This is a genomic window from Candidatus Nealsonbacteria bacterium (genome assembly GCA_026396195.1).
Lineage (GTDB): Bacteria > Patescibacteriota > Minisyncoccia > Minisyncoccales > JAGGXC01 > JAPLXH01.
In genome coordinates, this window is sequence record JAPLXH010000003.1 from 1 (window position 1) to 12,442 (window position 12,442).

Here is a 12,442-nt window from a genome sequence, read left to right on the forward strand (position 1 = left end):
GAAGGAAATCTGGTAATTCTACCGCCTTTTTCTCCGGGCCTTTATGGCGGAATTTATAAGAACCACGAAAAATACGTTGAGACTTATTGGAGCCAATACGGTAATAAAATTTATTTTACTTCCGATGCAGCCTTTAAGGATAAAAAGGGATTATTCAGAATCGTAGGACGGGTTGATGACGTTATAAAAATAGCAGGACACAGAGTAACAACTGGAGAATTGGAAGCGGCTATTAACCTGATTCCTGGAGTTGTGGAGTCAGCCGTGGTTGGAATTCCAGACGCGATAAAAGGAGAAGTTCCTTTGGCATTCGTGGCCTTGAAAGAAGAAAAGCCCTTGGAGGAAATCAAAGCCAGCGTGAAGAATCAAATCATGAAAGAAATAGGGCCGATTTCTTTGCCAAAAGAAATTTATATAGTTGAGGATTTGCCCAAAACCAGGTCGGGAAAAATAATGAGGAGAATTTTAAAGAAAATTTTTATCGGCGAGGAACTGGGAGACCTTTCCACCTTGTCCAATCCTGAAAGCGTGGAAAAAATCAAGCAAATAATTAAAAAGTAGAAATATGCTTCAATCAAAACTTTTTACCAAGACAATCAGGGATATTTCCAAAGACGAAATGAGCGAAAGCGCCAAGCTCTTGCTTAGAGCCGGTTTCGTTGATAAATTAACGGCCGGCGTTTATACTTTTTTGCCTTTAGGTTTAAGAGTATTAGACAAAATTGAAAAAATAATTTCCGATGAAATGGAATCGATCTCGGGTCAAAGAATTTTAATGCCGGGTTTAATCCCCAAAGCTAACTGGGAAAAAAGCGGCCGATGGTCTAATTTTGACGCTTTGTTTAAATTAAAAGGCCAAAGCGATACGGAATATGCTTTAGGAGCCACCCACGAAGAAGTGGTGGTGCCTTTGATGAAAAATTATATTTCTTCTTATAAAGATTTGCCTGTTGCGGTTTTTCAAATTCAAAATAAATTCAGGAATGAACTAAGGGTAAAATCGGGAATTTTGAGAACGCGGGAATTTTTAATGAAAGATTTATATTCTTTTCATGCTACAGAAAAAGATTTAGATGATTATTACGAGAAGGTTAAAAAAGCTTACGAAAAAATATTTAAAAGAATGGGTATCGCCAAGGAAACTTATTTGACCTTGGCTTCGGGCGGTACTTTTTCGGAATTTTCCCACGAATTTCAGACAATTACCCCGGCCGGAGAGGACGCGATTTTTATTTGTCCGAAATGCCAAACCGCGATTAATAAAGAAATAATCGGCAAAACCGATAAATGTTGGAAATGCGCCAAGAATCTTTCGCAAGAACAAAAATCAATAGAAGTGGGAAATATTTTTAAATTAAAAGAAAAATACACAGAACCTTTTGATTTAAGTTTTGCCGATAAAGACGGAAAAAAGAAATTGGTCTTAATGGGTTGTTATGGAATAGGCTTAACCAGATTAATGGGAGCTGTTGTTGAGATTTTGCATGATGATAAAGGAATAATTTGGCCGGAATCAATCGCCCCTTTTAAGATTCATTTAATTCCGATTGAATCAAGTCCAAAGGTTAAAAAAATTGTTCAAAGTTTATACGAAACTTTACAAAAAGAAAAACTAGAAGTAATATATGATGACAGGCAGGCGAAGAGTCCGGGCGAGAAGTTCGCTGATTGCGATTTGATCGGAGGGCCCTTGAGAATAGTGGTGAGCGAAAGAACTCTGAAAAAAAATTCGATTGAGCTTAAAAAAAGAGATGAAAAAGAGGGAAAAATAATCGGGCTCAAAAGCTTGGTTAAATTTTTGAAAGATTAATATGTTAGAAAAAATTTGGTCAAAATTTTCAAAAGATATTGCCATTGATTTGGGAACAGTTAATTCCTTGGTTTATGTTAAAGGCCAGGGGATTGTTATTTCCGAACCTTCGGTGGTTGCGATTAACCAAAAAACCGGCCAAATTTTGGCTATCGGAGAGGAAGCCCAAAAAATGGTCGGTCGAACTCCGGCTCATATTACAGCCACTAAACCTCTGGTTGACGGCGTAATTTCCGATTTCGAGGTTACCGAGCAGATGCTAAAATACTTTATTGAAAAAGTTTTCAATAACAGCAAATTAAAATTTTTTTTCAGGCCCAGGGTAATTATCGGAATTCCCTGTGGAGTTACGGAGGTTGAAAGAAGGGCTGTTCAGGATGCGGTAAAAAACGCAGGAGCTCGAGAGGTTTATTTAATTGAGCAACCCATGGCCTCGGCCATTGGAGCTCGATTACAAGTTCAGGATGCCGGCGGAAACTTTATTGTTGATATCGGGGGAGGAACAACCGAGGTCGCGGTTATTTCTTTGGGCGGAATTGTTGTTTGTAAAAGCTTAAGAGTCGCCGGGGACAAACTGGATGAAGATATTATTAATTATGCCCAAGAGCGCTTCAAGCTTTTAATCGGAAAACGAACCGCTGAAAAAATTAAGATTACCATCGGCTCCGTTTATCCCTTTAAAGAGATGAAAGAGATGCCGATGCGTGGCAGGAATTTAATCACAGGGCTTCCCGAAGAAGTAACAATTTCCAGCGAGGACGTAAGACAGGCCTTGGAAAAGTCGGTCACCAAAATAGTTGATGCTATTAAAACTACTGTGGAAGAAACTCCGCCCGAACTTTTAGCGGATATTATGTCAAAAGGAATTTATATTTCCGGCGGCGGGTCGTTGTTGAGGGGGCTATCCAGTTTGATTACCAAAAAAACAAAAATTGCAACTAAAATAATTGACGACCCCTTGACGGCCGTAGTCAGAGGGGCGGGAATGGTTCTAGAGAATATGGACGGACTAAAAGAAGTTTTGACTGATATCGAATACTTGGAACCGCCAAAATAAATTTTATGATTGATCTTAAGGAGGTTGAGCATATTGCTAAATTGGCAAGGTTAAACCTTACTGAAAAAGAAAAGGAAAAATTTCAAAAAGAACTTTCCTTGATTTTGGATTACATCGAAAAGCTGAAAGAAGTAAATATCAAGGACGTAAAACCGACAAGCCATCCTTTTGACATTGAAAATGTAACAAGAAGAGATTTGCCCAAAGAACTCGAAGAAAAAACGGCAAAAAAACTCCTGGATTTAGCTCCTTTTGTGAAGGGAGCTTATGTTAAAGTTAAGAAAATTTTGAAAAACTCGAATAGGTAATTTTTATGGAGGTTAAAAATCTTACTATTTCAAAAGTTCATCAGGGTTTGATAAATAAAGAATTTTCAGCATTTGAGCTGGCCCAGGGTTTTTTTGAAAAAATTCAATTAAAAGACCCTGAAATTTTTTCTTATTTAACTCTCAATAAAGAACAGGCTCTTAGCCAAGCCAAAGAAGTCGACGAAATGATTGCCAAAAAAGAAGAAATTTCTTTATTGGCCGGAGTTCCCTGCGCCGTAAAAGACAACATTTTGTTAAAAGATTTACGCTGCACGGCCGGTTCCAAAATTTTAGAAAACTATATTGCCCCTTACGATGCCACGGTAGTTGAAAAACTAAAAAAAGAAAAAGCCGTGATTTTGGGAAAGACGAATATGGATGAGTTTGCCATGGGCTCTTCCAACGAATACTCGGCCTTTGGAGTAACAAAAAATCCGTTGGACTTGGAAAGAGTGCCGGGCGGCTCTTCGGGCGGTTCGGCAGCAGCCGTGGCAGGGGACTTGGCGATTTTTTCTCTTGGTTCCGATACCGGAGGCTCAATTCGCCAGCCAGCCAGCTTTTGCGGCATTGTCGGGCTAAAGCCCACTTACGGAGCTGTTTCCAGGTACGGATTAATTGCCATGGCTTCATCCTTGGATCAAATAGGTCCCTTGGCAAAAAATATCGAAGACGTTGAAACTGTTTTTAACGCAATAAAAGGAAGAGATAAAATGGATTCTACCAGCGTGGATTTTTTAGGAAGAAACGAAGACCTGGAATTGAAAGATTTGGTCATTGGACTGCCCAAGGAATATTTTATTAAAGGGGTTGATAGGGAGGTGGATAAGATTATAAAAGAATCAATAAAAAAATTTGAAAACCAGGGAGCGAAAATTGAGGAAATTTCTTTGCCCAATTGCACGGATTATTCTTTAGCAGCTTATTATATTATTATGCCTTCGGAAGCTTCCAGTAATCTGGCCCGTTATGATGGGATTAAATACGGCTTTTCCGTCAAAGACGCCAAAGATCTGATGGAAACTTATTTTAATTCAAGAGAACAGGGATTTGGCGAAGAAGTCAGGCGGAGAATAATGCTGGGCGCTTTTGCTTTGTCTTCCGGATACTATGACGCTTATTATTTAAGGGCTCAAAAAGTGAGAACTTTAATCAGAGAAGATTTCCAAAAAGCCTTTAAAAAAGTTAAAATTATTTTAACACCCACTGCCCCGACCTTGCCGTTTAAAATAGGAGAAAAAACAAAAGACCCCCTTTCTATGTATCTTTCGGATATCTTTGTAACAGCGGTTAATCTGGCGGGCTTGCCGGGAATTTCCCTTCCCGCCGGCAGTATTGGAAACTTTTCAGTAGGGCTGCACTTGATTGGGAAACCATTTGAGGAAAAAAATCTTTTGAAAATTGGTAAAATATTTGAGAAAATAAGATAATCATATGTTTGATAAATTTTTAAATATTTCTGAGCTTTTTTCAGGTTCCGGCGACTTGATTGGTTTTTTAACCAATCCTCCCTATCAAGGCTTCTTTTTGGTTTTGAAAATTATTTTTATCCTTGCTTTTATTTATTTTTTTATCAGCATTGTTTATTTTATTAAAAAGAGCCATTATCTTGAGTGGTTGTGGTTGGAGCCCTTAAGGGACAGACTTACTCGGAAAGATTATGGGATGAAAAGAATAGATAGCGATTGGAATAAAATTTTAAAAAGATTAGGAGGGGCGACCGAATCTAATTATAAGCTGGCCATAATTGAGGCCGATGGAATGCTGGACGATGTTTTGAAAAAGCTTGGATATAAAGGAGAAAGCTTGGGAGATCGTTTAAAAATAGCAACGCCGGAAGTTATCTCAAATTTAGAGGATGTTTGGAAAGCTCATAATGTCCGCAGTTGCATTATTCGAGACCCTAATTATCAATTAACTTTGGAGGAAACGAAAAAAGTTTTAGCTATTTACGAGAAAGCTTTTAAGGATTTGGATGTTTTTTAACTATTGATTTTAGTTTAAAATTTAGTTATTATGATGGGTATTATAGCGGGGTAGAGAAGTAGTATCTTGTCCCGATTCATAAATCGGGAAGACACTGGTGAATTATGAATTGCTATGCGTATATTCTTAAAAATGAAAAAGGAGATTTATATATAGGCCAAACAAATAACCTTCAGGAAAGAATAGAACGTCACAATAAAAATCGCATTACTTCTACAAAGAAAAAAGGGCCATGGAAAATAGTTTGGCGGAGGGCTTTTAATACGAAAGGGGAAGCGATGAAATACGAAAAGTATTTAAAAAGCTTAAAAAATAAAAAATACCTTGAGAAAATTATAGCGGGGTAGAGAAGTAGTATCTCGTGGGTCTCATAAGCCCAAGACACTGGTGCAACTCCAGTCCCCGCAACAAAATTGGAGTTTATTATAACAAAGGTAGTATCTCGTCCCGATTCATAAATCGGGAAGACGCTCGTGCAATTCGAGCCCCCGCAACACTTCGACTCCGCGAAGTGGAAAGAAGTGCCCTGAGCTTGTCGAAGGGCATACTTTCTCCACTCCGCTTCGCTCAGTGCAAGCACTTCGATAAAAATATTATTGTGGTATGTCGATATTTTTTAAATAAAACTGCCGGTGTAGCTCAGCGGTAGAGCAAACGTTTCATAAGCGTTAGGTCACAGGTTCGACCCCTGTCACCGGCACCGGAGAATAAGGGGGACGTAGATCAATTGGTTAGATCGCATCCCTGTCACGGATGAGGTTGCGAGTTCGAGTCTCGTCGTCCCCGCAAAGAAAATTACCCGAGATTTACCTCGGGTTTTGTGTCAGTCTCTCTATTGACAAAACTGTAATAAAAATGGTATAATAAAGATGGAAAGGAAAGAAAAAAGAAGATTCTTTACTTTCCAAATTGCACCTTGAGATCTTAATATAAGATTAGAGGTGATAGAAAAAGAGGTGAAAAGAAATGACAGCAAAAGAAGATATTAATAAGGCAGAAGTCGGGGAAATATCTTACCTGATCGTTAAAGAGATGGTAAAGAAAGAAATGCGTATCTCTTCGTTCAGTGATCCTGAAATCAAAAAGAGAATCGGCGATGCTCTTGGAAAACTAAAAATGCCAAAAGAGAAACTTCTTGCTTATTGTAAGTTTCTCGGAAACGATGTTTTTCAAGAAGCTAACGCTAGCCTACAGGCAACGGAATTCTCTGAAAAATATTTAGCAGATGAAAATGCTCGTCGGGCAAGAAGTAGTCTACCGCAGTAAAAAAAGATAGAAGGAAAGCAGGGTTGAACCCGCAAGGTTCGTCAAAGGGTAATTGATCTTTCTTAAAGATTAGACAGAAAGACAGAACAAGAACCCCTCCCTCTTACCTTCTAATATTTTTTCATCTCTTTGTACCATTTATATCGTGATCTTGTTGAGCCTCGGCTCAAAACAGATCCGATTCCTAAAGGAGAGTAAGGATAAAAATCTTTCTATATGATGTGGACCATTCAAAAAGTTCACTCTCTGTAAAAAGATTCATTCCTCTCTCCTTTTTCCATTTTTTAACTAAAACAGACCCTGATGCTTTCCATCCATTTTTCCTGATTTCTTATTAAATCCACCCACTTAAAGGTTCTAAACGTGTCCCGTAGTCCCCGCTACGATTTTTACCCGAGATTTAGCTCGGGTTTTGTGGTATAATATTTATAAATAATAAATAATATTTTTTTATGTCTATTATAATAGTTAAAATTCTAAGTTTCTTTGTGCCACTTTTTCTAATTATTTTCGGAGCACTTACGCTTTCATATAAGCCCTTTTTAGAATGGTCTATAAGACTTGAAAATCAATTAAGGGGAACCAAAACTGAAATAAATTCCACAACAATAATTTATAAAAAATTAATGGCAATTTTTGCTATTATTTTTGGTATAATAGCATTTTATTTATTAAACAAGTTCTAACATAATTCGTTAAGAGTCAAATTCATCATAAAAAACCTATTATTTCCTCTAACCCTGGTTCTAACGTCGTCTACGAGTCCCCGCAAAGTAAAACCGCTTCCTAACATAGCGGTTTTTAAATTAATGTAAGTTTATTTGACAAAATAATATTTTTATTTTAGAATATAAAAGATAAAATAAGAAGGAGGCGATGAATTGCTGAAAAAGAAGAAATGGATAGCTACATATGTTCTTTTAATCATAAATAAAGAAAGATACGAAAGTTATCGCGAGATGCTTGAAAAAACGCCAATGATGCATATACATAAAGACGGAAAAATGATCCCCGTTTTTAAGGCTCTAGATCCAAAGATAGAAAATGGAGATAGAAAAGAATTTTCTGTATTTGCTAGAACAAGATTTGGAGCAAAAAGAGAGGCTATAATAAAAGGATTATATGCTAATTTAGTTTTTAATGGAAATATAATTTATAAGCTTGAATCAATAGTTCTATCAAAATAAATTTAACCAGAGATATGTTTCTTCTGGTTGTTTTTTTGCCAATTATACGAGAGGTAAATCTAAAACAAAAACCTCATTGTTCCCCCTAATCCTGGTTCTAACGTTGTCTACGAGCCCCCGCCTTTGCTTCGCCGAAGCCTTGGCGAAGGAGAGCCGTCGCCTTTAGGCTATGGCTACGCTAGGCGAGCTTCGTCTCAGCTACGGCGAGGCAAGCCCGCCATCCTTCGCTACTCCGTAGCTATATGGAATAGCGTAGGATAGCTATGGAATGGCAAGCCAAAGTTTTACCCGAGATTTAGCTCGGGTTTTGTGGTAGAATAAAAGAAAGCCGTTAATATAAATTTTAATAATATTTATTATGGAAGAAAAAAAAGAAGAAGATAAAAAAGTTTCAAAGAAAAATAAATTAATAATAATTTTATTTATTTTTGCACTTTTGTTTACGGCATTTACAATATTTACAATATCATCGTTAGGTACCGCAAGAAAACCCGCTATCTATTTATATCCAACAGAAGATTCTTTTGTAAATGTTAAATTGAAAATTAAAGGATTAATAACTAAAGACATCCCTAAATATAATAATGGGTGGAATGTTTTTGTGACGAAAGATGGCTTAATTAATCAAAAATACGATTATTTATTTTACGAGACTAAACTACTAAAGGTGGATTTACCGAAATCTGGTTGGGTGGTTAAATATAAAGATTTAAATCAATGGTTTGATATTAATCTAATGAAATTAGGACTAAACGAAAAAGAAAAAAAACAATTTATAGAATATTGGATTGAAAGTTTGCCTGAGGCAAATTACTATGAGATAAAATTGCTTGAAGAAAATTTCTTGAATGAAAATATGGCCTTGGGCATATCTCCTAAGCCCGATACAGTAATAAGATTAATGTTTAATTTTAGACCACTTAATAAAAAGATTGATATTACAGAGCCAGACATTAATACCCCCAAAAGAGAAGGGTTCACCGTTGTTGAATGGGGAGGCATATTAGATAATTAATAAATTTATAAAAAAACAATAATTAATTTTTTTAATTAAATATGCTTAATAAGAAAATATCCAAATATACAATTATTTTAATTATTTCAATAGTTCTTATTATTTTTAATCTCTTTTTTTGGTTTATGGTTTTAACGGGTGAAGTAGGAGGCGGTGGGCGACCTACAGACGCTCGTAGACAATCAGATATCAGACAGATTGGTTTAGCTATGGAAATGTATTACGAGGCAAATAATAGTAAATACCTTCAATCAGCGATTATACCTAGTGGCATTGGGACTTTTTTAAATCCAATTCCTAGAGATCCGACAACAGGCAATGAGTATTCATGGGTAAATAACAATGTGCCTTGTGATGTTCTAGAAGTGAGTCAATGGTATTGTGCTTACGGAATTTTAGAGCACACAACTACTCAAGTAGGTAGCGTGTTGGCAAATCAAAAGGGGGTAAAAACTTTGAATTGGGCTTCTACTACAATTTTGAGTAATATTAACTGCTGTCTTTGGTAAGATAACCCAAATCCGCCATAAAAACTCCATTATTCCCCCTAACCCTAGTTCTAACGTCGTCTACGAGTCCCCGCAAAGTTTTTACCCGAGATTTAACTCGGGTTTTGTGTTGACAAAATATTTATTTTATGTAAAATATAAAAGAGGTTTTAGAAATGAATAAAAAAGAAAACATCTTAAGAAAGAGTGGTTTTTATGAAGTTATTTTAAGTTTAGGAAAACAGAAAACCTTTACTGAGATTATGGATGAAACGGGTTTAACTACAGCAACTATTTCTAGAAGACTAAAAGAGATGAAAAATCATGGTTTTATAAGAAAAAATCTTGATCCAGTAGACGAAAAAGTAAAATATTTTCTTACGACTAAAGGAACAAAAAATATAGGATTAATAGATGTTATAGTAATTTTAGAAAAAGCATTGGAAGAAAAAGGCGAAACAAAAGAAATAAACGAAAGAATAGAAAAAATTTGTTCTGAATGCCACAAAAAAATATTCTGCGTTGTAGAAAATATTAATACAGGTAATTCATCTCTTGAATGTATAAGTTGCAAAAAGCAATATCCATTAACCGTTAGCGGTCTAGGCTAAAAAATAATTTCAATCTAATCTATGCTGAAGAAAAACTTCAGCCTTTTTTTATTTAAATCCCGCTAAATTTATCATAAAACCCCCTCATTCCCCACATAATCCTGGTTCTAATCCTTCGACATGCTCAGGACAGGTCCTTCGGGAATACTCAGGACTACGCTACGTCTACGAGTCCCCGCAAAGTTTTACCCGAGATTTAACTCGGGTTTTGTATTATCTGTTGACAAAATTAAATTATTGCTATATAATATAAAAGTTAGAATAAAATAGTTCTTTAATTAAAATTTATAGGGAAGAGGAATCTACTTCACCAAATTGTTTATCATATATGGTAGATAGTTTGGTGATGTAGATTAAAAAAAAGAATAATTGTTTATATAGAGGTCATATAGAAGTTTTAGCAGCTCTGGAAATTATAGAGAGGGAAGCGACGGTGAATGAGATTCAAAACATAATAAAATTTTCTAAACAGTATATCAGAAATTTACTTTGTGAGTTATCAAAACTCGGGCTTGTTAAAGGAAAGAGGTGTTGCTGTGGTGTTTCAGGTCTTTTTAGCAGTCTTAACGCGAAAGAATTAGAAGTGGCTCAAAAGCAGCAATTAGGCTTATATGCTTTGAATAATTCTTTTGAAAAAATAGTTAGAAAACATCCAGAGATTATTGATTGGGGCAGAAAATATTTAAAAGTTAATTCTATAGACGACCTTAATAAAAAAATAAAAGAAGCACGCAAAAAAATAGCAGAATCTAACCTTCTTCCTATTTTTTTTCTAGCCCAAGATAAATTTGTGGTTTAGAAAAAGGAGAACACAGGAACTGTCTATTATTAGGCAGTTTTTGTTTATCGCCAAGTAGGCGGTTTTTTGGTAGAATAAAAGAACATGAACTATATTTTTTATGCAACTTTGTCTGCATTTTGCTACGGTATAGGTCAACTTCTTGCCAGAATTGCTTTAAAAAATATTCATCCCGTAACAGCTACGACTTTCGGTGCTATTTTTTCAGTTATTGCTACTTTATTATTTGCTTGGTGGCAAAAGGCTTTGCCTACAAAAGAAACAATTTTAGCAAATCCGAAAAGTTATTTTATGATGGCAATTTTCGGTATAATAATGGTAACGGGCACGATTTTAGCAAATTACGCCATGAGTATGCCGGAAGGAAAGGTAGCTATTGTTAATGTTTTCTCTCTAGCAGGTGCTCTTGCGGTGGCAACCGTATTAGCACTTATTTTTTTAAGAGAGGCTTTAACAATTAAGATGATTATTGGTTTAATACTTGTTATTGGTGGAATTTTAGTTTTAATGCTACACAGATAGCAATAAAAACAACCATCAGAGGGTGGTTTTTTGTTATAATTAATAATATGTCAAAAAAAGATTTTTCAAAAAGAATATTGGTCGGAGTAACTGGTTACCGAGAAAATCATTGGAGAAGTAAATTGAAGGAAATTGATAAATTCAAGATCACTAAAGTGTCTTTATTTTTAGAACAATTTCGGGAAACCCAAAGAAAGAAAATTTATCAAATTCTTTTAAATTCTAAAATTAAAGAGATTCCTTTGGTTCATATTAGGAATGATATGAAAAAAGAAGAGCTCATTTTTCTTTCCAAAAATTTTGGTTCTTCTTATTTTACTATTCACGAAAGCAGCTTTAAATTTTTAGAAGAATGGAAAGGGTTTTATAAGAATTTATATTTGGAAATGAATAAGGATAATTTTGTTTCTTCCTATATTAAGGTAGGAAGGCTAGGCGGTTTTTGTATTGACTTAGTTCATTTTAAGATAGAGGCTACCAAATGGTCTAAAGAATTTGATTACATTTTAAAAAGAAGAAAAACAGAACATTATTTTGATTGCAATCATTTAAATGGATATTCTCCTAAAGAAAATAAGGATTTACATACAATTAGAAATTTAAAAGATTTTAATTATTTAAAAACATTGCCAGCTTTTGTGTTTGGAGATGTTATCGCCTTAGAAACTTACAATAGTATTACTGAACAATTAAAATTCAAAAAATATCTATCTAAATTACTAAATAATTTATTTTAGTAGTTTGTCTCCTTGTAATAGGGGGAGTTTTGATTTGACAAATTGCCATCTTAGATTTAGGGTAAAATCAGAAGATTAAAAATTGATAGGAGGTAAAGATAATGTCTAGCACTACGATTGCGATAGGTTTAATAGGTTGTATAATTTTAATTTTTGGTATTTTAGAAATGACTACTCTCCCTTCGGAATATAAGGAAAAAGTTCCTGGATATGCTGAAGAAGCGAAAATATACATGATAATAGGTGGATTCTTAATAGGAGTAGCAATAATATTACAGCTTATAAGTTACTTGGATTTGTTTAATAGTTGTAGTGATATAGAAGCGTTACAGCGTTACCAGGGCAAAGAAGAGAGTATTTGTCCGAAGTGCGGGAATAAAATGATTATAGATAGAAAATTAGAAGATTACGGTAGTTATGCTGTCATCGTTGCAAAAGGGAAATGCGGTAATTGCCAGCACGAAGTATTAGAAGAAAGAGAAAAATGGCATTTTATTGATACAAGATAATTTTAGATAATATACCATAAATCTTAACCAGCACTTTTTGAACCCTAAAACGCTATTAAAGGGTTCTTTTTTTATTAAAGCTGTTTAATATGGCGGTTTTTTAGTAGAAGTGAATGGTGTAAAATTATCAATATGTTAAAATAATATAAT

The 12,442-nt window shown here is 34.9% G+C and carries 17 protein-coding genes and 3 tRNA genes; all 20 read left to right on the forward strand.

The window, feature by feature from the left end; translation table 11 throughout:
• Window positions 1-561 (forward strand): acetyl-coenzyme A synthetase (locus NTU58_00565; protein MCX6764192.1); only part of this gene is annotated, 561 nt, incomplete at its 5' end.
• Between the two features lie 4 nt (window positions 562-565).
• Complete coding sequence (locus NTU58_00570) at window positions 566-1,810, forward strand: His/Gly/Thr/Pro-type tRNA ligase C-terminal domain-containing protein (GenBank protein MCX6764193.1); 1,245 nt, start codon at window positions 566-568, stop codon at window positions 1,808-1,810.
• Window position 1,811: 1 nt separating this feature from the next.
• Window positions 1,812-2,867 carry a rod shape-determining protein gene (locus NTU58_00575; GenBank protein MCX6764194.1) on the forward strand — a complete coding sequence of 352 codons (1,056 nt, stop codon included), beginning with the start codon at window positions 1,812-1,814 and terminating at the stop codon, window positions 2,865-2,867.
• Window positions 2,868-2,872: 5 nt separating this feature from the next.
• The gene (gatC, locus tag NTU58_00580; protein MCX6764195.1) at window positions 2,873-3,175 is read left to right on the forward strand and encodes an Asp-tRNA(Asn)/Glu-tRNA(Gln) amidotransferase subunit GatC; all 303 of its coding nucleotides are present in this window, start codon (window positions 2,873-2,875) and stop codon (window positions 3,173-3,175) included.
• A gap of 5 nt (window positions 3,176-3,180) precedes the next feature.
• Entirely contained in the window at window positions 3,181-4,602 is a 1,422-nt protein-coding gene (gene gatA / locus NTU58_00585) for an Asp-tRNA(Asn)/Glu-tRNA(Gln) amidotransferase subunit GatA (GenBank protein MCX6764196.1), read from the forward strand.
• Between the two features lie 4 nt (window positions 4,603-4,606).
• A complete protein-coding gene (locus tag NTU58_00590; protein MCX6764197.1) occupies window positions 4,607-5,158 on the forward strand; it encodes a hypothetical protein in 552 nt (183 codons plus the stop codon).
• A 104-nt stretch (window positions 5,159-5,262) separates the two neighbouring features.
• Complete coding sequence (locus NTU58_00595) at window positions 5,263-5,505, forward strand: GIY-YIG nuclease family protein (protein ID MCX6764198.1); 243 nt, start codon at window positions 5,263-5,265, stop codon at window positions 5,503-5,505.
• A tRNA-Met gene (locus NTU58_00600) sits at window positions 5,496-5,566 on the forward strand. The genes NTU58_00595 and NTU58_00600 overlap by 10 nt, the downstream gene beginning before the upstream one ends.
• 220 nt (window positions 5,567-5,786) lie before the next feature.
• Window positions 5,787-5,858: transfer RNA gene (locus tag NTU58_00605), tRNA-Met, on the forward strand.
• A gap of 12 nt (window positions 5,859-5,870) precedes the next feature.
• A tRNA-Asp gene (locus tag NTU58_00610) sits at window positions 5,871-5,944 on the forward strand.
• Between the two features lie 180 nt (window positions 5,945-6,124).
• On the forward strand, window positions 6,125-6,424 hold the full coding sequence (locus NTU58_00615; protein ID MCX6764199.1) for a hypothetical protein: 300 nt from the start codon (window positions 6,125-6,127) through the stop codon (window positions 6,422-6,424).
• 452 nt (window positions 6,425-6,876) lie between these two features.
• Window positions 6,877-7,110, forward strand: coding sequence for a hypothetical protein (locus NTU58_00620; protein MCX6764200.1), 234 nt, complete (start codon window positions 6,877-6,879; stop codon window positions 7,108-7,110).
• A gap of 195 nt (window positions 7,111-7,305) precedes the next feature.
• Entirely contained in the window at window positions 7,306-7,611 is a 306-nt protein-coding gene (locus tag NTU58_00625; GenBank protein ID MCX6764201.1) for a hypothetical protein, read from the forward strand.
• Window positions 7,612-7,969: 358 nt separating this feature from the next.
• The gene (locus NTU58_00630) at window positions 7,970-8,626 is read left to right on the forward strand and encodes a hypothetical protein (GenBank protein MCX6764202.1); all 657 of its coding nucleotides are present in this window, start codon (window positions 7,970-7,972) and stop codon (window positions 8,624-8,626) included.
• A 41-nt stretch (window positions 8,627-8,667) separates the two neighbouring features.
• On the forward strand, window positions 8,668-9,135 hold the full coding sequence (locus NTU58_00635) for a hypothetical protein (protein ID MCX6764203.1): 468 nt from the start codon (window positions 8,668-8,670) through the stop codon (window positions 9,133-9,135).
• Window positions 9,136-9,290: 155 nt separating this feature from the next.
• Window positions 9,291-9,725, forward strand: coding sequence for a winged helix-turn-helix transcriptional regulator (locus NTU58_00640; GenBank protein MCX6764204.1), 435 nt, complete (start codon window positions 9,291-9,293; stop codon window positions 9,723-9,725).
• Window positions 9,726-10,158: 433 nt separating this feature from the next.
• Window positions 10,159-10,524 carry a hypothetical protein gene (locus tag NTU58_00645; protein ID MCX6764205.1) on the forward strand — a complete coding sequence of 122 codons (366 nt, stop codon included), beginning with the start codon at window positions 10,159-10,161 and terminating at the stop codon, window positions 10,522-10,524.
• An 84-nt stretch (window positions 10,525-10,608) separates the two neighbouring features.
• A complete protein-coding gene (locus tag NTU58_00650) occupies window positions 10,609-11,046 on the forward strand; it encodes an EamA family transporter (protein ID MCX6764206.1) in 438 nt (145 codons plus the stop codon).
• A 47-nt stretch (window positions 11,047-11,093) separates the two neighbouring features.
• A complete protein-coding gene (locus tag NTU58_00655; GenBank protein ID MCX6764207.1) occupies window positions 11,094-11,783 on the forward strand; it encodes a hypothetical protein in 690 nt (229 codons plus the stop codon).
• Between the two features lie 101 nt (window positions 11,784-11,884).
• Window positions 11,885-12,292: a hypothetical protein gene (locus NTU58_00660; GenBank protein ID MCX6764208.1), complete on the forward strand. Its 408-nt coding sequence runs from the start codon at window positions 11,885-11,887 to the stop codon at window positions 12,290-12,292.
• The last annotated feature ends 150 nt before the right edge of the window (window positions 12,293-12,442 follow it).

Bases quoted from the DNA above. Each gene is read 5' to 3' on its own strand.
- NTU58_00570 (MCX6764193.1), top strand. From the start codon at position 566: ATGCTTCAATCAAAACTTTTTACCAAGACAATCAGGGATATTTCCAAA.
- NTU58_00575 (MCX6764194.1), top strand. From the start codon at position 1,812: ATGTTAGAAAAAATTTGGTCAAAATTTTCAAAAGATATTGCCATTGAT.
- gatC (MCX6764195.1), top strand. From the start codon at position 2,873: ATGATTGATCTTAAGGAGGTTGAGCATATTGCTAAATTGGCAAGGTTA.
- gatA (MCX6764196.1), top strand. From the start codon at position 3,181: ATGGAGGTTAAAAATCTTACTATTTCAAAAGTTCATCAGGGTTTGATA.
- NTU58_00590 (MCX6764197.1), top strand. From the start codon at position 4,607: ATGTTTGATAAATTTTTAAATATTTCTGAGCTTTTTTCAGGTTCCGGC.
- NTU58_00595 (MCX6764198.1), top strand. From the start codon at position 5,263: ATGAATTGCTATGCGTATATTCTTAAAAATGAAAAAGGAGATTTATAT.
- NTU58_00615 (MCX6764199.1), top strand. From the start codon at position 6,125: ATGACAGCAAAAGAAGATATTAATAAGGCAGAAGTCGGGGAAATATCT.
- NTU58_00620 (MCX6764200.1), top strand. From the start codon at position 6,877: ATGTCTATTATAATAGTTAAAATTCTAAGTTTCTTTGTGCCACTTTTT.
- NTU58_00630 (MCX6764202.1), top strand. From the start codon at position 7,970: ATGGAAGAAAAAAAAGAAGAAGATAAAAAAGTTTCAAAGAAAAATAAA.
- NTU58_00635 (MCX6764203.1), top strand. From the start codon at position 8,668: ATGCTTAATAAGAAAATATCCAAATATACAATTATTTTAATTATTTCA.
- NTU58_00640 (MCX6764204.1), top strand. From the start codon at position 9,291: ATGAATAAAAAAGAAAACATCTTAAGAAAGAGTGGTTTTTATGAAGTT.
- NTU58_00650 (MCX6764206.1), top strand. From the start codon at position 10,609: ATGAACTATATTTTTTATGCAACTTTGTCTGCATTTTGCTACGGTATA.
- NTU58_00655 (MCX6764207.1), top strand. From the start codon at position 11,094: ATGTCAAAAAAAGATTTTTCAAAAAGAATATTGGTCGGAGTAACTGGT.
- NTU58_00660 (MCX6764208.1), top strand. From the start codon at position 11,885: ATGTCTAGCACTACGATTGCGATAGGTTTAATAGGTTGTATAATTTTA.